Raw genomic sequence first — 23,648 nt, 5'->3', positions numbered from 1 at the left:
GGTTTCGCATGCCAGGCATATACCGGTTTCAGATGCCGTTTGCGTTATGGGGCTCGCCGACATCCGCGTCGCATATGGCAAGGATGCTGCGAGAGCCTGCGATACGGCCTTCGCCGCTCCTGATCGCGGTTGCCGGTGCGACTGCGCTGACGGTGTTCGCGTTCGATGCATTCACGCCGTATCAGGTCGCCGTCGCTGTCTTATATGTAGTCGTAGTCCAGATTGTGGCCGCGACTGGCTCGCTCCGCCTGACAGCCATTTCTGGCTTGCTATGCGTGGCACTGACACTGCTCGCTCTTCTGTTGACGTACGATCCCGAGAAGGCGGGTGGCGCTCTGGCGCGTTGCTCTGTGAGTCTTCTGGCTCTAGTCACAGCAACTGTCCTTTCTCTGAGACACCTCCGAAATAGCGAATGTCTGCGAGAGCAGGTACATTTACTTAACCTGTCTCACGATGCCATTGTCATTTATGACCTTGATGGCGTTGTACGTTTCTGGAATGCTGGCGCTCAAGCGCTGTACGGGTGGACGGCTAGCGACGCGATCGGGAATGATTTTCATGCCCTAACCCAGACGCGGTTTCCGGGCGGCCGTCAGGAAGTTTATTCAGATCTGATGCGGGACGGTCGATGGGAAGGCGAACTAGAGCGTGTTCATCGTGATGGCCGTACGCTCGCCGTTGCGAGCCGAATTGCCCTATGGCGCGACCGTCATGGTCAGCCCATCGCAATTATGGCCACCAACAACGACATCACCGAGAGGCGTCGCACTGAAGAAGAGTTGGAGCGTAGCCAGACATACCTCGCCGATGCGCAACGCCTGAGCAAGACTGGCAGTGTATTACGTTACGCCAACTCGCACGAGGCGCGATGGTCCGAAGAATGCTACCGCATCTTAGACTATAGCCCGGACACGCCACCAAGCTTGGACCTTGTGCTCCAGCGGACCCATCCTGAGGACATCGAGCTCGTGCTGGCAATGGATCAGGCCATCCGCGATGGAAAGCCCCTAATTGATGGAACACATCGTCTTCTCATGGGTAACGGCGAACTCAAGCACGTTCGCTTTGTCGCCCGTTTGAAGTCGGCGCCTGGGCATCGGCAGCCCGAGTATGTCGGTGCGCTGATGGACATCACTGCAGTAGTTGCGGCACAGGAAGCATTGCAACGCTCAATGAGTGAGTTGGCGCATGTGATGCGGCTAACCACACTGGGTGGCCTGGCGACAACCATCGCGCATGAGGTGACACAGCCGCTTGCAGCCATCGTCACGTGCGGAGACTCCGCGGTATGCTGGCTAGACCGACCTGAACCTGATGTGCTCGAGGCGCTGATCTCGATTCGCCAGATGATTCATGATGCGCAGCGCTCCACTGACATTGTCCGGCAGATTCGTGCGATGGCACAACGGCGAACGCCCCAGAGCGTTGCCGTCTCCATCAATGCGCTCGTCAATGATGCACTTCGCCTGGTCGGTCGAGAATGTCGTTCGGCGCATGTTTCGCTGAGTGTTGATCTTCCGCAACGGGATGTCGTAGTGAGGGGTGACCCCGTGCAGCTCCAGCAGGTGCTGGTCAACCTCCTAATGAATGCCATTCAGGCGATGGCGGAGGTGAGCGATCGACCTAGGCGATTGCAGGTCTGGTCCGGAAGCTGTGTGCAAGGACATGTCCTCGTGTCTGTGTTGGACAACGGACCGGGCTTTCGTGAGGAAGACGTGAGCCGAATCTTTAGTGCCTTCTATACGACGAAGGACTCCGGCCTCGGCATGGGTTTATCAATATGTCGTTCGATCATCGATGCGCACGGTGGTCGCATTTGGGCAGAGCCCGGGAGTCCGGGCGCCCATTTCTATATTGAGCTTCGGTGCTCGAATGAAGGGGAATCATGAACACGTTCGCTGCCGATATGCACAGTGAAGGCCGCGTATACATTGTCGATGACGATGAGTCCATGCGCCGGGCCGTACGAATGCTATTGCGTGCGAATGGGTACCACGTTGAGTCCTTCGAGACGGCAAATGACTTCTTCGCATACCAGAAGGAAGATGTGCCGAGTTGCGTGATTTTGGATGTTCGGCTCAAAGGGCACAGTGGCTTGGCAGTCCAGGAGCAGTTTGCCGCGATGAACGTCACGATGCCCATCATCTTTATGACGGGATATGGTGACATCGCCATGTCGGTGAAGGCAATGAAGGCTGGGGCTCTCGATTTCTTGTCGAAGCCGTTCCGAGATCAAGACATGCTGGATGCGGTCCGCAGTGCATTACTGAGAGACGCGGAGCGGCGTGAGATCGCGCGCTGCGAGTCTACTCTGCGCAAATGCTATGCCGCGCTGTCACCCCGCGAACGAGAGGTAATGGAGTATGTCGCTCAGGGCTTGTTGAACAAGCAGATCGCAAGCCAACTGGATCTGACGGAGATCACGATCAAGATTCACCGGGCGCAGGCAATGCGCAAGATGGGCGCGAGGTCGTTTGCCGAGTTCGTGCTTCAGGCGCGAGCGCTTGGGATCGTGCCCGACCCAGGCAAGCCTGCTACGCAGGTATAGATGCCAGACGCTAAAGAATAAGTAAGCAAAACGAACGCAGAATGGAATTGGAGTGCCGTTGCGCGTAACTTTGGGCCGTTGCGTCGGCGTGCCGGCGAAAATCTACGATCGAGAGGCATGACGCCATGTTTTCTATCAACACCGGATCGGCGTGTGAGTGTCGGATCCCGCTGGAAGAACGCGTGCGTTCAATCGACACGGCAGTTGATAGGAACGACCCGCGTATCCCGTCGCGAGGGGCGGCCTTGCGTGACGCACGTCATCGCGGCTTTCGGCCGCACTTGCGTTTCACCGCGGCGGCTATACCAATGCTGTCACACTGGCGAAAGCGCGCCGACAATCGACCATGAGCGACGGTCAGCCTTTCTCAAAGTCAGTAGATGAGGCCTTCCACTTTGCGCCAATTCCAATTCTCATTGAAGACTGGTCGCATATAAAGCAGTGGGTCGACACCATAAAGGCATGCGGGGTCACCGACCTGCGTGACTACATAGAGTGCAATCCGCACGTGATAGGCGAGTTGCGTGCGTTGCATGCATTTGTCGACGCCAACGACGCGGCGGTTCGTTTGTTCGGCGGCGCCTCGCGGGAAGCCCTTCTCGAAGCAGCCAAGAAGCTCTTGCCAGCCAATCGCACGAGCAACGCCAAGGTACTCCAGGCCATATTTGACGGCGCTGAAACGTGCGAGGGAGAGCGTACCCTCACGACCCTTCATGGGAAGTCGGTGCCCATCGTTTGGCGCTGCGCACTGCCGAATGATCCCGTACGGTACCGGAGATTGCATTTCTACGCGTTTGACGTTACCGAGTACAAGGAGAATAGCGATCGGCTGCAGGCGCTGCGTGCGGAGATGGCACACACAGCGCGGATCTCGCTTGTCGGACAACTAGCTGCTTCGGTTCTGCATGAGATTGGGCAACCGTTATCGTCAACCATGATTTCCATCGACGCGGCGTTGGTTTGGTTAGAACGTGAGCGGCCCAGTACTGTCGAGGCTGCTGCAGCGATCCGGGATGCGGCGCGGTGGGCACGAGACGCCTCCGTTATCTCCAGCAGGCTACGCGGTTTTATGATGCGTGCCCCAGTGCTGCCGACCCCTTTGCTTGTGGACGAGGCAGTAGAGGCTGCGCTTTTCTTGGTGGGCCCTGATGCAGCGGCGAAACAGGTTACCGTGGTAAAACGCGTTGGTCCGGACCTCGAGGTATTTGCTGATCGAGTTCAGCTTCACCAAGTCCTCGGTAATCTGTTGGCAAACGGCATTCAGGCGATTCATGCTGCTGAGCGATTTGGGGCGCGTGAGCTAATGGTTTCGGCTGAGCCCGTCACTGGCGGCATGGTGCTGTTTGAAGTGGGCGACTCCGGCAAAGGAGTATCCGATACGGTCTCGGGAACTTTGTTCGAGGCGTTCGTAAGCGCAAGGCCGGAAGGTCTGGGGCTTGGACTGACCGTGGCAAAAGCCATCGTGCAAGCGCATGGCGGAGACATCTGGGTCGAATCCAGCACCGGTGCCGGCACGCGGATCCGCTTTACTATTCCCAGCAGCCTCGCGGCGCGATGACTACACGGGGTTAGCTGCGCTAAATCAAAGCAGTGGCGGAGCGACTTGGCAGTGCGATATGAAACGTCGCGCCGGGCGTCGACGAAGTCGCCCAGATGCTTCCTCCATGCGCATCAATGATCGTTCGGCAGATAGCAAGCCCCATCCCGACGCCGTTTTGCTTCGTTGTAAAAAAGGCGCTGAACAGCCGCGAAATGTCTCCTTCATGAAAGCCCGGGCCGTTGTCACGGATAACGATCTTGGCACGGCTATCCTCAGCGAGCTCGACATTAACGCTTAAGATCTTCTGTCGCTCCAGGGATGCCATCGCTTGCACGGCGTTCATCAGCAGATTGACCAACACCTGCTGCAACTGCACTGGATCTCCGCGCACATCCAGCCTTGCCTTCTCGAACTTGGTCTGAACGAATACTCTCGCGGCCTTGAATTCATGAGACAGCAAGTCGAGTGCATCCCGTACAAGCTGATTTGCACATACGTCGATCGCGTGGAAATCCCGCCGTTGTGCCATGCCACGGATCTGCTTAACCAAGTCGCTGGAGCGTTGCGCATCCCGGATCATCTGCTCTACCGATTCGGTCGCGTCGGCGATATTGGGCTCCGGTTGAGAAAGCCACGTGAGAGCGGAGTAGCCGCACGTGGTAATGGCAGCAAGCGGTTGCGTAATTTCATGTGCAACGGTGGAGGTCAGTCCATCGAGTGTCGTCACGCGTGAGATATGCGCAAGTTCTTTGAGCGATCGCTGAAGGGCTTCCTGTGCCGCCACCGTGGCGGAGACATCCATGAGCGCCCCCACATACTGCGGGTCAGGCGCATTAGATGTTAGCCTGGCCACGAAACGGATTGTCTTCGCTTCTGCATCGGGCATCATCAGCCGAATCTGGATATCGACGGCGGGATCCCCGTTCTGCATTGCGGTGCTCATGTCGGACAGCACCACAGCGTCGTCCCGATGTGTTCTGTCCAGAATGAGCTTAAGCGTGGGCTTTCTTCCGAAGTCATAGCCGAGAATGCGATAAGTCTCATCGGACCAAATCATCTCGTCCGACGAAGCAGAGTACAAAATGCTGCCGGTTTTGCTCAGCTTCTGTGCATCCGCAAGCATGGTTTCGCTTCGTGCGAGCTTTGACTCGGCTTCCCGGCGTGCGGTGATGTCATTGTTGGTGGCCATGACAGCAATCGGCCGATGTGCCTTATCCCGACACAAAGCGATTCGGCTGGAGACCACCAGGCGGCGCCCACTGCGATGCACCCGCTGGACTTCGCCCTCCCAACGTCCTTCACGGCATAGCGTCTCCATTATGGTTTCACGCGAAGACTTGAGGCGAGTCTGAGTTAGCGAGTGGAAGTCCCTTCCCAGGGCCTCCCCGGCCGACCATCCGTAGAGCGCTTCGGCGCCGCGATTCCAAAACGTGACGAGCCCCCGCATGTCGTAGATGACAATCGCGTCATGTGACAGGTTGAGCAAGTGAATCTGCTCGCGCATCTGGTTAACGGACAACAAATGCCGCATAGAAAGGGATGTGCCTACGGCTATTGCCAACAGGGCGACGACCACTCGGCCCAAGGGGCCAGCATGATCGAACGACTCGTGTGAAAGAGGTAGCGCAACGACCGTCAAAATCGAGCAAAGCGCGCTCGCGGCGAGTGTCAGTCGCGCTGAGCCAGTCGCCGACATCAGCTGAATGGCGATCACGTACAAGACTGCGATCGCGATATGGAAAGACGTTAGGACGTCCGCCGCGAACACCGCAGCCATAACCGCGGACGCGATCAGCAGGGGAACTGCGTATGCGTAACTCGTCTGAGGCGCAGGCGTTAATATCCGCTGCCGCGCTAGCGGCGACATGTCTGGAGAAAGAGCGAAGGGAAACTCGGGGGCATTCAACATCAACATCTCCGGACAAGACTGATTTCTGCAAACTCGCTCGGCACACTATGCGGATAGGGACGTCATAAGGGACAACAGCGAACCGCGACGTTGCTTCGTCCCAATCCGGTTACCGAGTTCGGCTTCATCCGTCGGGGACCTCCAACACCGATCGCAAGCGTTCTGCAACGCTGATCGACCGGTGAAAGGACTATATACTTTCAATATGATAGTAACAAGCATTTTCCGACGGGGGTTTTTAGGTTACGTTAGAGGTAGGGCGAACTGGCCAAACGAGCCCTAGGGAGCTGCGTGCTTGGAGACGAATGTTGGCCAATGTTGCAGCTTGTTAGGAGCGTGTAGCCCCGGGCCACGCGTACTGTTGCGGCCTTATGTCGCGAGACGACCTGCGTTCAAAGCATTGGAAAATGGTGAAGGGAGCGCGTGTCTTTTCGGAGAAGCGAAAGACAGCGGGTGGGGGGGACGCGTGGAATGGGTCTACGGTGAGTGGGGTGGTGAGACGTTGGCTGGCAACGAAGGACGGCAGTGCGATTTGTCTCGTGCTCTCTTTTGCCTACGTGATGACGTTCGTTGCTTTGGGCTCCAAGCGTGGAGAGACCCTCCGCATCCAGGTCCGACTTCGTGGGCAGGCTTCCGGAACCAGATGATCGATATCGGTGGCTGGGACGCGCTGTCGCGCATTGACCACTCGCCGGGGGAAGCGATGGAAGGCGTTCTTGTTGAAGCCTGGCCGCTGCTATGCGAGTGCGATGTAACGAGCTGGCGCGAGCGGGGCGATCGCTGCCGAAGAGCATTGAGGACAACGCCAATCGAATGTTGCATGAATGGGGGTGCGGCAGAATTCTTGGACTACTTGGAGGTAGTCCAAGAATTCTGCCGCACCCCCTACCGTGCAATTTACGTCCGCCACCCACAGTCTGCGAGCGGACGCTCAGACCTACCGCGGCCGCTCGAAGCCAAAAACTAGGTGTTACTTAGCCAGATGCTCATGGACGCCGTCGCTGATCTGCTGCAGCGCAGCTTCCGTCGAGGGGACGTGACGCAGCGCGTTGAGCAGCACGAAGTCATGAATCGTACCGTTGTACCTCACGGCCGTGACGTTCACGCCGGCTTCCTTCAGTTTGCGAGCGTAAGCTTCGCCCTCGTCGCGGAGCGGATCGTTCTCTGCCGTGACCACGAGAGCCGGAGGCAGGCCTTTCAACTCGTCGAGCGATGCGCGCAGCGGCGAAACATAAATATTGTCGCGCTCGGCCTTCGTCGGTGCATACAGATTCCACCCGTACTCCATGAAGGATCGGGCGAGGAATCGGCCAGTCGCAAACTGATGGTAGGAGTCACTGTCTACGCTCGCATCTGTAGCGGGAATCAGCAGGACCTGGTAGTCGATTTTCGGCCCCTGGCGATCCTTCGCCATCAGTGAGAGTGCGGCGGTCATGTTGCCGCCCACCGAGTTGCCTGCCACAGCGATGCGGCTGCCGTCCGCACCGAGTTCGTGACCATGCTTCGCCACCCACTTCAAGGCCGCGTACGACTCCTCGAGTTGGGTCGGAAACTTCGCCTGTGGTAGCGGCGTATATTCAACGAACACGCCGACCTGACCGCTCTGTACAACGAGATCACGCAGCAGTCGCTGGTGATTTGCGAAGTTGCCCACGATCCAGACGCCACCGTGCAGGAAGAGTAGTACGCCAGGATTTGCGGCCCCGTGAGTGGGCTTCATCACGTAGAGTTTGACCGTCCGGCCGTCTTCCGTGATGGTTCGCTCCGTCGTGGTCACGCCCGCCATGTCGACTTTGGCTTGACCCTGGAGCTGCGTAAGAATTTCCTGCGGCTTCGGCTGCGGCAACTCCCAGAAGGGACTGCTGTCCTTGTTCAGCTCAGTGAGGAACGAGCGGATTTTGGGATCGATGTGTGGATCCGTAGATACGTCCTGCGCGATGGCGGTCTGGGTCATGATGGTAGCTCCGAGGAGGAATGCGGCTAGTTTCGAAAGAGTGTTCACTTGATCGTGTACCTTCGTCGAGTGAGCGGAGTTGCGACCGATACAACAAATCACAGGTTTTGCTATCCGGCTCGGTTTTAAGTGTTTCCCTGCGATAGGTTGGATTTTGTGAACGGGAGGGATGCTTCGCACTCATGCGATGGTATAACGCGGCCCCACGACGGCATAATTCACGGTCTTAAGCTTTTGATTTCCCTGAAGGTTTATGAAATTTAAAAAAGGTTTGCCGAAACCATACGAAAGAATAGCCTTGAGAATTTTTGCATCGCAAGATACGAGCCTTGCCGGCGTGACCATCATCACGCGGACGTGTGCATACGGCTCGCACGACGGCACATCGCCTTCGGAAACCATCAGCCGATGAGCGACAGCGTTCGTCCCAGCGACGCCCCTTCTCCCGTGCGTCCGCGCGCGATATCGTCGGCGCAGTGTATACAGCCCAATGCGTCTGTGTCGGCGATTGCGCTAGCCAACGGCCTCAATACGAATCAGGTCTTCAAGTGGCGCCACTGGCTCTCGATGGCGAGCGAGAGTGTTCGTCCACGTTGCTCCCGGTGACCGTCGAGGGCATCTCCTCCATGTCTGTCGTTCCTGCGTTGCGGCACGCAAGGTGCCATGGAGATCCGACTTGAACGAGGCACGATCCGCCTCACCGGCCGTTGACATTGCTATGTTGAACGCGCTGAGGGCGTTGCTAACAGCATGATTGGATTGCCTGCTGGAACACGGGTGTGGTCGTGCTGCTCTCGAAGTTCTGCGACCACCAGCCGTTGTATCGTCAGCGCGTTCGATCGAGCTGCCGGAATACACGCTGGGTGACTGGCGGCGGCTGCTCGGCACAGTTCGCCGCTGGTGGCGGCCGTGGAGCGCTACGTCATGAGTGACATCACAATGCAATTCGGTCCGACGCTCCGCATAGCCACCTTTCATGGGAGAAGCCGCATTAACGGCATCCGAAGCCAGAGTGCCTTGCGCCATTGGCCAAGAAACTGTCAGACCAAACAGAATCTGATACGGATTCATTTGAACCGTCGCAAGAAAAAAATTACATTTTGACGCTAGGCAACCTAACATCATTCGGAGGCGGCGACGACGAAACGAGCCGCTGAGTCAGGAGTTAGCACATTTTGGGGTAGAGATCCAGAATAAAATGACGAAAACAGTTCATGTTGTCAGATCAGGATCGGCGTGGGTTGTGCAGACTTCGGAAGGTTATCTCCGTACTAAATACATAACCAGGGAAGCCGCCATTTTGAATGGAGCAGCACTTGCTGCGAAGGAAGGGTTGAATATTGTGTTGCACGATCGTCACGGGAAAATAGGTTTCCGTCTCTTTCCTAACCGTCGAAACTTGCCGGTCGCGTGCAGATGTTAGGAAAAAATTATAAGAATGGCCCCGACGATTGCTCCTATATTAATCAATTTGTGTGATAGCTCTAATTCGCCAGTTCGCGAATGAAATTAAGAAATGCGCGGACCTTTCCGGGAACGAGACTAGTGTTATGGCGATATGCGTAAAGCGGAAAAGTTTCGTCAGTCCATTGCGGCAGCAGAAGTCTCAGTTGCCCTCTATTAATCAGTCTCTGCGAATAGAGTTCCAAGAGTTGAGCGACCCCAGCCCCGCCGAGACAAGCCCCTAGCAACGATCCTGTGTCGTTTACCATGATCCGCCCGGTCGTCAGCAATGGCACAACCTCCGATTGCTTGTGAAATTCCCAGTCGAAAGGGCGCCCCGTAATGGGGTCGCGTATTAGCAGACATCGATGGTTGTTCAGAAGGTCGTGGGGGTGCGCTGGCTCACCATATTGGGCAACATACGCGGGAGAAGCACAAGTAAGGACGCGCGTTTCAAGCAACAGGACTGCGCGGTATGAGGACGGCTCCGGAGTGCCAAACCGCACTGCCAAGTCAAATCCTTCGGCGACCAGATCTCCCATACGATCCCTGACGCTAATTTCCAGCGAGATTTCGGGAAAACGCTCAAGGAACTCGCCAATTCGCGGTGCCAAAACATAATGGCCAAACGTCGCATCAACGTTGACCCTGAGGCGGCCGCGAACGTTTTCTTTCGATCCACCGGCTTCGTCTAAGACTCTTTCGATCTCAGCTAACAGGGGCGTCATTGCCTCATAAAAAATGCGGCCCTCGTCAGTTAGCGAGATCGCGCGCGCGGTCCGATTGAAGATACGTATGCCGATGCGCTCCTCCAGTCTAGCAACAGCACGGCTGACTGCCGGTTGAGTCAACCCTAAGGCCTCCCCCGCGCGCGCAAAACTGCCTGCCTCGACCACTGCGGAGACGACACCTATACCGCCGAGAAACCTGCTATGAAATGTCATAAGACATATTTTAAGTCATTCTTATCTTTACGACAATTCATTTTTTTTTGCCCCGGAGAGGTAATACATTGTTCGGATGTGCTGCATCGAGTAGCACGGAACCAGTGGGGGAAAGCATGAATGCAGAGAAAGTCGCCATAATTTCTGGCTCGTCTCGTGGTATCGGAGCAGCGAGCGCTAAGCGTCTAGCGAGGGACGGCTTCAAAGTCGTCGTGAACTATACAAGCAGTCGGCGGGAAGCGCAGGAAGTTGTTGATTGGATCAGCAGTGAAGGTGGTACCGCAGTTGCCATGCAAGCCGACGTGGCAGATAGTGCGGCGGTGAAGGCTCTGTTCGATCTGACGCAAACGACGTTCGGTGGGATCGACGTCGTAGTGAACAACGCAGGTGTCCTAAATTTGAACCCGATTTCAGATTTCGAATCCGACGTGTTTGAACAAGTGGTGGCTATCAATTTTAAGGGTACATTTAACATGTGCCGAGAAGCGTCGAAAAGGTTGCGACTTGGGGGCAGGATTATCAACCTCTCATCTAGTGTTATCGGCCTTCGTTTGCCAAGTTACGGCGTCTACATCGCCACGAAGGCGGCGGTTGAAGCTCTTACGCAGGTTTTAGCGCAAGAACTTCGAGGTCGGGAGATCAGCGTAAACGCAGTGGCACCCGGCCCCGTTGCGACGGAGTTGTTTCTGCATGGCAAGACTCCTGAGTTGATCGAGCGCATGACAAAAATGAATCCGCTAGAGAGGCTAGCGCAGCCTGATGACATCGCGCGGGTGGTGGCATTTCTTGCGGGGCCCGAAGGCGCATGGATTAACGGTCAGGTGATTCGCGCAAACGGCGGTATGTGTTAATAGAGCCGCCGTCGTGGTAATCCTCATTTTCGAGACGGACATATTCGATACGCCCGTTGCATTCGCAACAGCAGGGAGAAGACGTGACAACTAATTCCGACGTGCATTCTGCCGCGGACTCCGGTCCCAGAGCAATAAGTGTAGGCAAATATTTTGTGCTGACGGCAATACTTGCATTTGTCGCCGCATCTGCTGCTTACACCAGCGTTTTACTCACTTTACCGACGTGGGCGATGTTTATGGGTTGGGTCTCATACTTCACGCGCCGTCCTTCTATCCTGGAAGGCCTACGCAGCCTGGGGTGCGTGGTGGCCGGCCTCTGTCTTGGAGCGATCGCGACCATGCTGATTGGGGGAGGGCTTCCGATCTTAGGTCGATTTGCTTTCCCTCTAGTCGTCTTCTGTGTAGCGTTTCTCGTCCTCGGGACGCGCGCGTTACCACACTTCAACAATCTGCTAGGTTATTTCATTGGGCTTATTACCTTCTTCGCCTCCCATCTTCCCGCTGAGCCCGAGTCGGTAGTGATGCTGGCAAGTTCCGCTAGTTTAGGATCTATTGCCGGCTGGGCAGCTTAGACTGTCGAAAGGAGGGCTGATAGGCTTATGCGAAACTAATAGCCGTCTAGTAGTTCGAGCGTCACGTGGTCCGAGAATTGAAATGGAAAACCTACGATCCAATAGCGGCTACGCTGTGCTAATTGGCGTGTTACTTGCATAGGATCTGGACGGAGGAATCATCGGCCCGCATGCGCCTTTCAGAACGCTGCCTCTCATCATCACGGTCAGCGGAAATATCTGCTGACCGTGTCCAGCGCGCCAAGCATCGACGATAGGTCATCGCATATTGAGCGACGAGATGGCGGACTTCGCCGTCGGCTTGCCACTGACCGTAGATGTCGAGCAGGCGAAGCGTTGAGATCTCGTTGCAAAATTTCTCGCGCACCGAGGGCCATTCGATGACGTTCACGTTGCAGGTCTCATCTTCGATCGTCAGCAACAAGACGCCGTTGGCGATCCCCGGGCCCTGGCGCACATGACTTTGCCAGCGCCGCGCGCGAGCTGCCGATTTGCGCCAGGGAGCGTGGCAGCGGTCTCGAACCCTTGTTGGTCAGTTGCCGACGGAGGAGGGCGATGGGATACCGATGCAACGTCATCCCCCATCGAGCGATAGTCTCCTAGGATTGTTTCGCCTTCGCTAGGCTGGGCCAGCGCTGGCGCCTCCTCAGGTAGATCGGTGACTTCGTGCACGTCCTTTTCAATCACCGCGGCGGATGCCTGCCATAGGGCGTGCCGGCGATTTCCCGCCAGCGTCCGAAGGGCGTCTCGCCGGCGGAGAGGACCTGCACGTCGTGCCGGTCGAGCGATGCCCGTCGCGAGATCCGTCACGCTGTCGGAATGGCGGACGGCACGGCATGTCTCGATGCGCCGCGCGGATTCCTCGCGCACCCCGCGGATCAGCGACAGGCCGAGCCGCACGCGAGTGCCGTTGGCAAGATGAGTTGATAGGGGGATGACCATCGGCTAGCTGTTGAGAAGCGCGCAGAGAAAGGCCGCGGGTCATGGCGCGAGTTAGGGTCGCTTTTCCCTGGACGCTTCTAGAGTCCAAGACCCAAGGATGAATCACCAAGATGGGCATGTTAGGGAACTGTGAGCGTAGCAGTTTCCCGCTCGAAGAGCACTTCACAGACTCAATCGCAACATCTCAAATGGGAGGATCGATATATGTCATCACCAACCATTCGCAACTTATGGGCAGCTCTCATCGCCCTGGCCATCTTCTCTAGCGTCACCCTGCTATCGCGGACGGCGAGCGCAACCGATACCTCGAGCGCGGTAGATAGAAATAAGCAGATCGTCGCCGAAGCATTTGATCGCTGGGCAAGCGGTGGGACCGGATTCTTCGACGAACTCCTAGCGTCCGATGTTGTCTGGACCATCAAAGGTTCCAGCCCAAGTGCGGGCACCTTCCGCGGACGGGACGCTTTCATCGAGAAGGCCGTGCGCCCGTTTCAGTCTCGCCTGTCAACCCCGGTACGTCCCGTACGCAAACAGGTTTGGGCAGACGGCGAACACGTGATCGTCTACTGGGACGGGGAAGGCATGGCGCGCGATGGTACCGCGTATCGCAACAGCTATGCGTGGATATTTCGCATGCAAGGCGGTAAAGCGGCCGAGGTGACGGCATTTCTCGACCTCACTCCCTACGACGAGGTGCTGCGACGCATTCCGGTGCCTGCAGTAAGCGGCGCTCGCCAGTGAATACGTTTCACTAGCATGGCTCGATAGAGATCGGAGAATGATCGAGAGTAGAGCAAATGCGCATCGTGACGCCGTTCTTCAGCAGAAGAACGATACGCTGTTGCGGAGCGGAGAGGGACACGTTCGCGAAGAACGTCGGTTACTAAAGTCCAGAGTCGAAGTTTTGCCGTTATATTGCTGCAGGGTGTAGCGCAGGGGAGTTACCGTGATATCTAGGAACGGAAAAAGCGGCAGCGCGCTTACCACCCACGCGCCATATGTACCGCCACTTTCCGCCTCTCCGCAGTTCCATGACATACTGCGCCTCCGCTGCGACCAATGACTGAAAGTGACCTGTATCAAGAATGGAGCGAGCGAAGATTTGGTTTCGACGTGGAATAGCATTGTCTTGCTGATTGCCAGGTTAGCGACTTCACATTGCATCATGTTCTGCGCTCGCGGCAACGCTCAAAAGAGAGGCAGAGCGTGGAGAAATCGTCCAAGTCGGGTGCTGAGGGTGCTACGTCCACTTTGGAGGAACATGAATGACAGCTATGGTTTTGTGGATTCAACCGGTGGGTGCAACACCTAGACGCTGCATGAGCAGTGGAGGTGTTGCAAATCCGTTCTTTCGGGCCCCGTGTGCGCGCTGGGTTGGGCCAGCACGGCCGCGGCCGCGACCGTCGCTACGAGCGCGGCAAGCCGCTGTCTTCGCTCACAGCCGAGGACGCCACCGCTTATCGAGCCCTGGCGGCCCTGCGTGCCTGATACTTGGACTCACGTATGACGAGGCAGACGACCTTCCTGGTGGATAACGTCTTGGAGAGATAGTGGCTATTGGCGATCGGAAGCCACCGAAAAGGTAAGGCGAACAGCACCGAGGATGAGCCGAAGGGTCACCCTTGATAATCAATAAGTCCCCGTCACGGCGGCATGTCATGGCGCCTCGTCTGCGCCTAAAGGAGCACCTGTGTGCATCCCCTCGTCATGCCGTTGCCAGGTGTGGCAGCTGCTATCGCAACATCCTCGCGAACATTGCGATTCGGTGCTCGACGCTCCGAGTGGGGTGGGATGCTGCTCTAACAGCGGCCGAGACTATCGTCGGGCGATCAAACCGCCCACAGACTACTCCCCGACGTCTCCCACTCTACCTGGGTCCAACTACGGCCTTCGGCCGTATGGCGCAGCCAGCGGAGGCGGTGATCGGTGGCGCCACCGAACGATCACCAGCGCGGTGTCGCTTCGGCGAGTTGAGGTACGCCACGTCCAAACGAGAAATTTTCATTGGGAACCGGAATGAGCGCGATGAAGACGTCATCCGGAGAAATGCCTACTGCTTCGTGCAAAAGCCTGGTCATTGCTGCCATCAAGATCCGCTTGTCAGTGAGAGGGCGATGAGCCCCCACCAGGACCGTGACGATCATGGCCTGTTTGGATCGTTCCATGTTCATGAACGTCGGATCGATGAATAGCTCGTCGTCGCCATGCTCGGTAAGTGCAATGAAGCGGTCTCCTGCCGGAATCTTGAGTCCTTGTACCAAAGACTGGTTCAATGCGTTGCCAATGGCGATTTTCTGTTCTCGGGTGAACTGGCCTTTCGGAAGATAGGCATGGAAGACGGGCATAGGTGAGTCCTTCTAGTATGCGTTCGTAGCCTCACTGCAGGCGAACGCGAGGGGTTAAAGGTGTTCGCGGAACCATTCGGCCGCGGCTGACGAGGCAAGCGAGAACTCGCTTGTGTAGGGTGCAAAATGCCCGCCTGGTACCAGTACCAGCCTCTTGGGCTCTAAAGCTCGCTCGTACGCCTTCAGCTCGAGATCCGTCAGCGTAATAGTGTCGTGGGTGGCGACAAGCATCATGAGCGGCTTAGGGGAGATGCGGTCGACATACAAGCCGGGCTCGTACTGGGACGCAGCAAAGCTAGAGCGCACGGTGACTTGGTTTTCCCATTCTCCATCGCCGACATCCATCAAGTAGAAGGCGATGGCATCGCTGGCTCTGTATGCCGCAGGGATGCTTGGATCGCTCGATACCACGGCCTGCATCAGAGGCGATTCGCCCTGATGCACGCGACGCAGGTCGTCGGTGAGGCGAGCTAGAAACGAAGGCATCGCATCCGGCGAAACACGACGTTTTGTTTGCTCGAATCCAGAAATGGTTGGCACTTGTGATACTACGCACCTGACTCGCGGATCAGTAGCACCCAACACGAGCGCATGTCCACCGCTGTAGCTCGTCCCCCAAACGCCAATCCTGCCCTTATCGACTTCGGGTTGCCGCTCAAGAAATGAAATCGCGCGACGCCAGTCCGCGACCTGCAACCACGGATCGATGTCATGCCGGGGGGCTCCATCACTTGCGCCAAAGCCACGGTGATCATGCAGCAGGACCACAAATCCTGCCTCGGCAAAGTACTCGGCAAAGCGAGTCAACGCGTGCTGACGAATCCCAGCGAATCCATGACACATCGAGATTGCCGGAAACTTGTGGGAAGCCTGTTGAGGAACATATAGCCAGGCACGCAGGATGACATCCTGTTCGCCCTGAATCTCAACGTCGCGGCGGTGGTGCATTACAGCTTCTCCCTATCTAGACAGCATGAGCATATGCGCATAATATGCGGTGGAACAAAAGCTTGCAAGGAGGGAGACGACATGGCAACAAATGTGCCCCAAGTGGTGGCGATGCCTCACGTAGTACTTGTTCATGGATTCTTGGACAACGCCCGGGGATGGGACGCGCTAGGTAGTCAACTGACGAAAGCGGGATATTCCTGCACGTCAGTGGATCTTCGCGGCGCTGGCCAACTTCGCCACAGTGATGGGGCGTACACGCTTTTCCAAGCGACAGCGGACGTGCTTGGGGTTGTCTACAAAATCGCTGGCGACGTTGTGCTGATTGGGCACAGCATGGGAGCACAAATTGCCGAACTTGCGGCGTCTGAGCTACCCAAGAAGGTGACGGGCCTAGTCCTCATTACACCGACTCCGTTGGGCGGCAATAAGTTGCCGGATACGGTGAGGGCAGTGCTGAGAGAGGCTGGAGATAACGTACATGCTCAGCAAGAGATTCGCCGATCGTTCGCGAAAAACATGACGGCGGAGCAGATCCGTGATCTTACCGATCCTGAGGTGATCATGGGAAAGGCGGCGGTTCAGGGCTACTACGATGCATTCACAAGCGGGCACCCGCGCGGAGCTAAACCCAGTGCATATGAGCATCCGACGCTCATCATTGGCGCCGAGGAGGATCCTGTGATTGCGCCTGATATGGTCCGACAAATCCGCGAGACGCGCTTTCCTGCAGCCCATTTGAGCATGATACTCAAGTCGGGGCACTGGCCGCACTTGGAACAGGCTGAATCCTGCGCTGCGGAGATCTTCAGATTCTTGACACGGCTCGGGTACACTAACTGAACCCTTACACGTCCCCTCCCAATACCATCATGGCAAGCAGTACTCTTACCCTTGAGAATATTGACGCCCGGTGCAACTGTCTCGCGCTGCGACAGGCCTCCCGCTACCTCACTGCATGTTACGACAAAGCACTGAGCGACGTTGGGCTGCGAGCTACGCAGTTCTCGATACTTTATAAGCTCGCGAAAGATGACGGAATTGCGATTGGAGGTTTGGCTTCAGTGATGGCAATGGACCGCACCACACTCGCAACGAATCTCAAGCCCATGGAACGAGACGGTCTGCTGACAATTTCTCCGGCGGTGGACGACCGTAGAACCAAGATCGTTCGCATCACGGTCGCGGGTCGCAAGCGGTACCGTGAAGCGTTCCCGATTTGGGAAAGGGTCCAGGAGCAGTTTGAAACTGCCTATGGGCACAAGCGGGCAGGATCATTGCGGCAGGCAGCTCGTTCAGTTCTCGAGACGGGGTTCGATCCATGGGCTGAGAACGCATAGATTTAGGCGCAAGCGATGGCTTGCGCAATTCAAAAACGCGCATATGCGCGTATACGGAGGAGATGTTGAAGATGAATCAGATCATTACCGTACTTGCGGCCGCAGCCACTCTGGCCCTGTGCGGCTGCCAAGCGACCCAAGCATCTGGGGTGGGCAATAGCAAACCTGATGAGAGTACAAGTATGACGACAAACGTGCCGCAAGATGTGCTGGCTGCCTGCAAAAAGGCTTTCACTGGCTTTGACAAGAACGACAAGTCGGATCTCATTGCTGTGTTGGATGACAACGTCGTGTTCGAGTTCTCGGACTCGCTCCCGTATGGCGGCACCTACAAGGGGAAAAAGGAGTTCCAGGCATTCTGGGCACACGTGTACAAGGAATACGAGTACTTTAACTACGACGCGCGAGAGGTCCTGCAGGCCGGCGACTATGTCATCGTTCCGGTGGTCGCCCGAGCGAAAACCAAGGCGGGTTTCTCGATGGAGAATGAGCATCTTTTTCTTTTCCGTGTGAAGAACGGGAAGATTGTCTATGGCCGAATCTATGCAGATACGGCCCGGGGACGGGATGTGCTCGAGGGGCGGCAACCTCGTAAGTACCCCAAGATCATTCTCGACGGGGTATAAACCCTCTAGCGAGACCTCTTCATCCCGGCACCACTCTCCAGTGCGCCAAATTCCAGAAGGATTGAGAGACATCATGCGTTTCGGGCGCTTGTTCTTTCCAGGGTGCTGGATCTGGCGGGTGGGGTAGCGGGCGGCGTGGCGCTTGACGCGCGTCCACCGGATGGAGAGGCCTTGCCAAAGTATCTTTGTCCAAGCAAAGTGGGAACCGTCGTTGACACTCTCCAAATCCCATCAAGGCGCGGCGAGTCCTATTCTTTTCAGATGTCATTGCTACTGGCTCTAGAGTTGTCACCATGTTGCGGCTTGATACAGAACGGGCCCATTTGAGTCTTGCTGACCGTCATATGGCGGAGGGACGCCTGCGTATCCGCAATCAGATTCGCGTGATTCGTACACTACGTGCGGCGGGTTTCGCGGACGATGAAGCGCTCAGGCTTCTACGTCTCATTAGAGCCATTCAGGAAACAGGGCGTAAGCACCGCCGCCTCATTGTGCAAGAGCTGTTGCGCGGCCTGCAGCGCCCTTAGCGCCTCGCCTGGACAATCTAGGTATGGCCGTGTAGGGTCGCGAGGCGGCAGAGGCGAGTTAAAGCGCCACGGCCCATAGCAACAGATCGTCGATCCGATTGATCGGATGATTGGCAATGTCCAAATCCCATCAAGGCGCGGCGAGTCCTATTCTTTTCAGATGTCATTGCTACTGGCTCTAGAGTTGTCACCATGTTGCGGCTTGATACAGAACGGGCCCATTTGAGTCTTGCTGACCGTCATATGGCGGAGGGACGCCTGCGTATCCGCAATCAGATTCGCGTGATTCGTACACTACGTGCGGCGGGTTTCGCGGACGATGAAGCGCTCAGGCTTCTACGTCTCATTAGAGCCATTCAGGAAACAGGGCGTAAGCACCGCCGCCTCATTGTGCAAGAGCTGTTGCGCGGCCTGCAGCGCCCTTAGCGCCTCGCCTGGACAATCTAGGTATGGCCGTGTAGGGTCGCGAGGCGGCAGAGGCGAGTTAAAGCGCCACGGCCCATAGCAACAGATCGTCGATCCGATTGATCGGATGATTGGCAATGCGACCCAGCACATGGCGCAGGTACGCCTCGGGGCTGAGGTCATTGAGCTTGGCGGTGCCGATGAGCGTGTACATCGCCGCAGCCCGTTCGCCGCCACTGTCCGCGCCTGCGAAGAGGTAATTCTTGCGACCCAATGCGACGGCGCGCAGCGCGCGTTCGGCGCTGTTGTTGTCTATTTCCAGTCGTCCATCGCCGGCATAGCGCACGAATGCCTCCTACCGCTTGAGCGTGTAGAGGATGGCCGCCGTGGTGTCGGACTTGCGGGAGAGCTTGGCCAACGTCTCTTCCAGCCAAGCCTTGAGCGCTGTTAGTCGCGGTACAGCCTCGCGCTGCCGGATCTCTTGGCGCTGGTCTGGCGGCTGTCCTCGGATCTCGCGCTCGATGTCATAGAGTTCGCCAATGCGCGCCAGCGCCTGTTCGGTGACGGTATTGGGGCGCACCGCATGCAGCTCGTAAAACTTGCGTCTTGCGTGCGCCCAGCACGCGAGCTTGCACTCGGCCAGTTTCATAGACCGCGTTGAAGCCAGCATACGCATCGGCTTGCAAGGCCCCGCCGAAGGATCGCATATGGTGCTTTGGATGTTCACCCTTACGATCGGGCGAGTAGGCGAACCACACTGCAGGCGGCGCGGCGTTGCCCGATGGTCGATCGTCACGCACGTAGGTCCACAGCCGTGCCGTCTTTGTCTTGCCATTGCCCGGCGCCAGCACCGGAATCGGCGTATCGTCGCCGTGCACCTTGTTGCCACCCATCACGTAACGCTCCACTGCTGCGACCAGCGGGCTGAGCAACGCCGAGCAGCCACCGACCCAGTCACCCAGCGTGGATTCTGGCAGGTCGCCCCCCGTGAAGTTCCCAGCGAACGCGCTGACGATACAGCGGCTGGTGGTCGCAGAACTTCGAGACCAGCACGTTGGCCAGCAAGCCCGGGCCGGGGATACCTCGATCGATGGGACGGCTGGGTGCCGGTGATTGCACGATGCGATCGCAGCCCGTGCAAGCAAGCTTCACGCGCCGATGTCGGATGACACGTAACCGTGCGGGGACAAGTTCGAGCTGCTCGGAGCCGTCTCCGCCGAGGACTTCGAAGGTGCCGCCACAATCGCAGCACGTGGTCTCCGTCGGCGAGTGAATGACGTCTTCGCTTTCCAGGTGCGCGGGTAGCGGGTTGCGTCCGCCGTTGCCATGGGCCGTGCGCGAGCGAGGTGCATTTGCCGCAACGACGCCTCCATCGGTCTGCAGTTCTTCGAGCTTGAGTTCGAGTTGCTCGATGTGCGGGTCCAGCTTCTCGGACCGGTGACCGAACTGATGGCGCTTGAGCTTGGCAATCAGTAGCTTGAGGTGTTCGATCTCGATCGCATGGTCGCGTAGTGCGCTGTCACGCGCGACGATCATCGCCTTGAGTGTGGCGATGTCATCGGGAAGCGTGGCGGAATCGGTTTGCATGTCCCGCAGTGTAGGAAGCGGCGCAGCAGTTTACAAGGCTAGTGTCGGGCGCCAGATCCGTTCTGGCTTGCGCCAGTCGATGCCATCGAGCAGCATCGAGAGTTGTGCCGGCGTTAGGTGGACCTTGCCGCTGTCAGCCTGGGGCCAGACGAAGCGGCCCCTCGCCCCAGACGCTTGGCCAGCAGACAGAGACCGTCACCGCTCCACCACAGCACCTTGATGAGGTCGCCGCGCCGACCGCGGAAGACAAAGACGTGACCGCTGTACGGGTCCTCAGACAGCGTGGTGTGCGCCTTCGCAGCCAGGCCATTGAAGCCGCAGCGCATATCGGTGATCCTCGCAGCGAACCACACCCGCGTTCCGGCAGGCAATCCCATCATGCTGTTAGCGACGCCATCAATGCATTCAATAAAGCAACGTCGACGGGACCGGTGAGGCGGATCGTGCCTCGTTCGAGTGGGATCTCCACGGCGCCATCGTGCCGCAACGCAGGAACGACGAGATGTCCTCGACGGTCACCGGCAGCATCGTGGACGAAAACTCTCGCTCGCCATGGAGAGCCATGCGGCGCCACTTGAAGACTGATTCGTATTGAGGCCATTGGCCAGCGCAATCGCCGACACAGACGCATTGGGCTGCATGCACTGCGCGACGATATCGCGCTTGAACGCTTCGGAGAACCGGCGCCGCTGGATGCGACTCTCCGAAGCGGGATCGGGCAGTGTCTTCATAGGTGTCCGCCTGGATTAAGCGGACGCCTATGCGGCCCGCTAAGACACCAGAGCTTGCCTACCCGGTCTCAATTGCGAAAGACGGTACTCGCCGGGCCGTTACGAACAGGCCGGGCCAAGACGGTGCGCAAAACTCGTCCGCCAATCTCGTGCGATTTACGTCTGCCACCCGCACTACGAGGGGTTCGATTGAGAAGCCGCTCGGGTCATTGTGGTGTCAACGAAAAGAAAATTACATCATGATATTCATCGCTGACCGGCCTCGGTCAGACGTACTCTTCGCCCTGCCAAATGCCAATGTCACTCTTACAAAGACGGATCGTTCGGCAGTTGCTTGAAGGTTCGGAGTTTCGGATCGTTCGATCGATTTTCGATCAATCACCGCTTTACGGTGAATTGCTTTCACCCGACGGACGGAGCGTCGTTGAAACTGTCCCGCTGTGGCGCATAAAAAAGTTGATTCATACAGGAACCGTAAAACTCAATACGGAATGCCTTTCAACGGCGACCCACCTCATCGCTATTCGGACCGGATAGACGGGATAGTGCCACGCACGTGTCAGGTAGAGCATCGAGCCGAGCTTTCTTTCTTCGGGCAAACCTTGCTTGATGCTCAGCTGCGCGATCCGCGGAAAGTTTTACCTGACTCCAGTGTTGAGTTCGCACACTGGTGGCGCTCCACGGTCCTTTCATGACAGAAGCGCTTGCGTTGCAGTTTGTCTCACACAATAAACGGATACATAGGTGTGCCGAACGCACGCAGCGTTAACGCGCTGTCGTCGAAGCGTTCAACGAGGAACTTCACGTGGTCCGAGAAGTAGAACGGAACACCTACGATCCAATGGCGACTACGCTGTGCTAATTGGCGTGTTGCCTGCAAAGAATCTGATACGGACGAAGGGATCATCGGCCCGCGATGTGCGCCTTTCAGAAACCTGCCGCTCGTCATCACGGTCAGCAGAAGTCCCGGCTGCGCGTGTCTAACACGCCCAGCATCGGCGACAGGTCTACCGCATACTGAGCAACGAGATGGCGGACTTCGCCGTCGGCCTGCCACTGGCCGTAGATGCCGAGCAGCGAAGCGTTAAGGATCTCCTTGCGGAACTTCTCGAGCACCGATGGCCATACGATGACGTTCACGTTGCCGGCTCGTCCTCTATCGTCAGGAACAGGACTCCCTTCGCTGTACCGGGACGTTGGCGCACCGTAACAATGCCCGCGCCGCGGGCGAGCTGCCGATTCGCGTAGCCTGCCAGCGTGGCAGCGGTCTCGAACCGCTTGCTGGCCAGCTGCCGACGCAGGAGGGCGAGGGGATGCCGATGCAACGTCAGCCCCATCGAGCGATAGTCGCCCAGGATCGTTTCGCCTTCGCTCGGGTGGGCCAGCGCTGGCTGCTCCTCGGGTAGATCGGCAACTTTGAGCAAGTCCTTGTCCGGCACCGCGGCGGACGCCTGCCACAGGGCCTGCCGTCGATTGCCCGCCAGCGTCCGAAGGGCGTCGCCGGCGGCTAGGACCTGCATGTCGTGCCGGTCCAGCGATGCCCGGCGCGCGAGATCCGTCACGCTGTCGAAGTGGCGGACGCCGCATGCGCGGGCCGTTATCGCCAGGCTCAAGCGACGAATCCCAGCCACTCACAGCAACGTCGGCCGGCAACACGATGACGCCATGCCGCTTTGCATCCTGCACGAGTTGAGAGGGACTATAGAAGCCCATCGGCTGGCTGTTGAGAAGCGCGCAGAGAAAAGCCGCCGGTCCATGGCATTTGAGCCAGGCGCTGGCGTAGACGAGCAGGGCGAAGCTCGCCGCGTGGCTCTCCGGGAAGCCATACTCGCCGAACCCCTGAATCTGCTGAAAGATGGATTCAGCGAAGTCTCGCTCGTAGCCGCGCTCGAGCATGCCGCTCACGATGCGGTCGTAATAGCGCTCTAGCCCGCCTTTGCGCTTCCACGCGGCCATCGCACGGCGCAGCTGGTCCGCTTCGCCGGCGGAGAAGCCCGCGGCCAGCATCGCGACCTGCATGACCTGCTCCTGAAAGATCGGCACGCCGAGCGTCCGAGACAGGGCTACCTCCATTTCCGGACTGGGATAGCTTACTGGTTCCTTGCCCTGCCGGCGGCGCAGGTAGGGATGCACCATGCCGCCCTGTGAGTGATTCACCGCAGTACGGTGAGGACTATGTTAGATTTCCATAGTAGCGGCAATGACTGAGCCTCTACGTCCGTAAACGGATTTCGAGTCCTGCCATGAACATCCGACTCCTTCGAAATCGCGACCGTGCGCTGTTCTTGCCCGCCGATCGTAGTCTTATGGAATGCCCTCTAGACGTCCGGCAGTGGCTCGGTCAGCCGGAACATGAAGCTATCGCTGTCCTTGCGCCCGACACGCCAATGGTCGGCATCTCGCCTTCTGAGATCCTGGAGGAACTTCGGAGGC

20 protein-coding genes and 2 pseudogenes are annotated in these 23,648 nt (G+C 57.6%); 10 read left to right on the top strand and 12 right to left on the bottom strand.

All coding sequences use genetic code 11. The annotated features are described in order from the left end of the window. Positions 1-74: 74 nt before the first annotated feature. The 3 genes from AAHB16_RS15450 to AAHB16_RS15440 all read left to right on the top strand — a co-directional run bounded on the left by AAHB16_RS15450 (position 75) and on the right by AAHB16_RS15440 (position 4,106). A complete protein-coding gene (locus AAHB16_RS15450; RefSeq protein ID WP_342051380.1) occupies positions 75-1,889 on the top strand; it encodes a sensor histidine kinase in 1,815 nt (604 codons plus the stop codon). Further along, positions 1,886-2,548, top strand: a complete 663-nt coding sequence (locus AAHB16_RS15445) for a response regulator transcription factor (protein ID WP_342051379.1) — start codon at positions 1,886-1,888, stop codon at positions 2,546-2,548. The genes AAHB16_RS15450 and AAHB16_RS15445 overlap by 4 nt, the downstream gene beginning before the upstream one ends. Before the next feature lie 346 nt (positions 2,549-2,894). Beyond that, entirely contained in the window at positions 2,895-4,106 is a 1,212-nt protein-coding gene (locus AAHB16_RS15440) for a sensor histidine kinase (RefSeq protein ID WP_342051378.1), read from the top strand. 19 nt (positions 4,107-4,125) lie between these two features. On the opposite strand, the gene AAHB16_RS15435 is transcribed toward AAHB16_RS15440, so the two are convergent. Beyond that, the gene (locus AAHB16_RS15435; protein WP_342051377.1) at positions 4,126-5,997 is read right to left on the bottom strand and encodes a sensor histidine kinase; all 1,872 of its coding nucleotides are present in this window, start codon (positions 5,995-5,997) and stop codon (positions 4,126-4,128) included. Between the two features lie 970 nt (positions 5,998-6,967). Next, positions 6,968-7,951 (bottom strand): alpha/beta hydrolase, encoded by a 984-nt coding sequence (locus tag AAHB16_RS15430; RefSeq protein ID WP_342051376.1) that lies wholly within the window; start codon positions 7,949-7,951, stop codon positions 6,968-6,970. Between the two features lie 1,198 nt (positions 7,952-9,149). Between AAHB16_RS15430 and AAHB16_RS32770 the strand changes: the two genes are divergently transcribed. Then, positions 9,150-9,374, top strand: a complete 225-nt coding sequence (locus tag AAHB16_RS32770; RefSeq protein WP_446718096.1) for a DUF2188 domain-containing protein — start codon at positions 9,150-9,152, stop codon at positions 9,372-9,374. 61 nt (positions 9,375-9,435) lie between these two features. On the opposite strand, the gene AAHB16_RS15425 is transcribed toward AAHB16_RS32770, so the two are convergent. After that, entirely contained in the window at positions 9,436-10,338 is a 903-nt protein-coding gene (locus tag AAHB16_RS15425) for a LysR family transcriptional regulator (protein WP_342051375.1), read from the bottom strand. A gap of 116 nt (positions 10,339-10,454) precedes the next feature. Between AAHB16_RS15425 and AAHB16_RS15420 the strand changes: the two genes are divergently transcribed. Together AAHB16_RS15420 and AAHB16_RS15415 are read left to right on the top strand one after the other, a co-directional pair. Beyond that, positions 10,455-11,189 carry an SDR family oxidoreductase gene (locus tag AAHB16_RS15420; protein WP_342051374.1) on the top strand — a complete coding sequence of 245 codons (735 nt, stop codon included), beginning with the start codon at positions 10,455-10,457 and terminating at the stop codon, positions 11,187-11,189. A gap of 83 nt (positions 11,190-11,272) precedes the next feature. Continuing rightward, positions 11,273-11,764 (top strand): DUF1097 domain-containing protein, encoded by a 492-nt coding sequence (locus tag AAHB16_RS15415; protein ID WP_342051373.1) that lies wholly within the window; start codon positions 11,273-11,275, stop codon positions 11,762-11,764. A gap of 130 nt (positions 11,765-11,894) precedes the next feature. Here AAHB16_RS15415 and AAHB16_RS15410 read toward each other — a convergent pair whose 3' ends face one another. Then, a complete protein-coding gene (locus AAHB16_RS15410; protein WP_342051372.1) occupies positions 11,895-12,155 on the bottom strand; it encodes a hypothetical protein in 261 nt (86 codons plus the stop codon). Positions 12,156-12,178: 23 nt separating this feature from the next. Beyond that, positions 12,179-12,706 carry a helix-hairpin-helix domain-containing protein gene (locus tag AAHB16_RS32765; RefSeq protein WP_446718095.1) on the bottom strand — a complete coding sequence of 176 codons (528 nt, stop codon included), beginning with the start codon at positions 12,704-12,706 and terminating at the stop codon, positions 12,179-12,181. Between the two features lie 204 nt (positions 12,707-12,910). Here AAHB16_RS32765 and AAHB16_RS15405 point away from each other — a divergent pair, with 204 nt between their 5' ends. Further along, complete coding sequence (locus AAHB16_RS15405; protein ID WP_342051371.1) at positions 12,911-13,447, top strand: nuclear transport factor 2 family protein; 537 nt, start codon at positions 12,911-12,913, stop codon at positions 13,445-13,447. 1,202 nt (positions 13,448-14,649) lie between these two features. Here the strand turns inward: AAHB16_RS15405 and AAHB16_RS15400 are convergent. Then, on the bottom strand, positions 14,650-15,051 hold the full coding sequence (locus tag AAHB16_RS15400) for a tautomerase family protein (protein WP_342051370.1): 402 nt from the start codon (positions 15,049-15,051) through the stop codon (positions 14,650-14,652). Between the two features lie 54 nt (positions 15,052-15,105). Beyond that, positions 15,106-15,999: an alpha/beta hydrolase gene (locus tag AAHB16_RS15395; RefSeq protein WP_342051369.1), complete on the bottom strand. Its 894-nt coding sequence runs from the start codon at positions 15,997-15,999 to the stop codon at positions 15,106-15,108. Between the two features lie 81 nt (positions 16,000-16,080). Between AAHB16_RS15395 and AAHB16_RS15390 the strand changes: the two genes are divergently transcribed. The 3 genes from AAHB16_RS15390 (at position 16,081) to AAHB16_RS15380 (ending at position 17,965) form a co-directional block, all read left to right on the top strand. Continuing rightward, the gene (locus AAHB16_RS15390; RefSeq protein ID WP_342051368.1) at positions 16,081-16,842 is read left to right on the top strand and encodes an alpha/beta fold hydrolase; all 762 of its coding nucleotides are present in this window, start codon (positions 16,081-16,083) and stop codon (positions 16,840-16,842) included. 29 nt (positions 16,843-16,871) lie between these two features. After that, positions 16,872-17,339 (top strand): MarR family winged helix-turn-helix transcriptional regulator, encoded by a 468-nt coding sequence (locus AAHB16_RS15385; protein ID WP_342051367.1) that lies wholly within the window; start codon positions 16,872-16,874, stop codon positions 17,337-17,339. Between the two features lie 71 nt (positions 17,340-17,410). Continuing rightward, positions 17,411-17,965, top strand: a complete 555-nt coding sequence (locus tag AAHB16_RS15380) for a nuclear transport factor 2 family protein (protein WP_342051366.1) — start codon at positions 17,411-17,413, stop codon at positions 17,963-17,965. A gap of 1,011 nt (positions 17,966-18,976) precedes the next feature. Here AAHB16_RS15380 and tnpC read toward each other — a convergent pair. The 5 genes and pseudogenes from tnpC to AAHB16_RS15360 form a co-directional block, all read right to left on the bottom strand. Further along, a pseudogene (gene tnpC, locus AAHB16_RS15375) lies at positions 18,977-20,484 on the bottom strand (IS66 family transposase). A 30-nt stretch (positions 20,485-20,514) separates the two neighbouring features. After that, entirely contained in the window at positions 20,515-20,673 is a 159-nt protein-coding gene (gene tnpB / locus AAHB16_RS32760) for an IS66 family insertion sequence element accessory protein TnpB (RefSeq protein WP_446718098.1), read from the bottom strand. Then, positions 20,598-20,861, bottom strand: a complete 264-nt coding sequence (tnpB, locus tag AAHB16_RS15370) for an IS66 family insertion sequence element accessory protein TnpB (RefSeq protein ID WP_446718097.1) — start codon at positions 20,859-20,861, stop codon at positions 20,598-20,600. The genes tnpB (AAHB16_RS32760) and tnpB (AAHB16_RS15370) overlap by 76 nt, the downstream gene beginning before the upstream one ends. A gap of 138 nt (positions 20,862-20,999) precedes the next feature. Next, positions 21,000-21,215: a transposase gene (locus tag AAHB16_RS15365; RefSeq protein WP_342051365.1), complete on the bottom strand. Its 216-nt coding sequence runs from the start codon at positions 21,213-21,215 to the stop codon at positions 21,000-21,002. Positions 21,216-22,169: 954 nt separating this feature from the next. Then, a pseudogene (locus AAHB16_RS15360) lies at positions 22,170-23,360 on the bottom strand (OB-fold nucleic acid binding domain-containing protein); the annotation flags it as partial. Positions 23,361-23,648 lie beyond the last annotated feature (288 nt).

It is taken from the genome of Cupriavidus sp. OTU4054 (genome assembly GCF_038440175.1).
Classification (GTDB): domain Bacteria; phylum Pseudomonadota; class Gammaproteobacteria; order Burkholderiales; family Burkholderiaceae; genus Cupriavidus; species Cupriavidus pauculus_D.
This window is presented reverse-complemented; position numbering and strand designations above follow the sequence as displayed.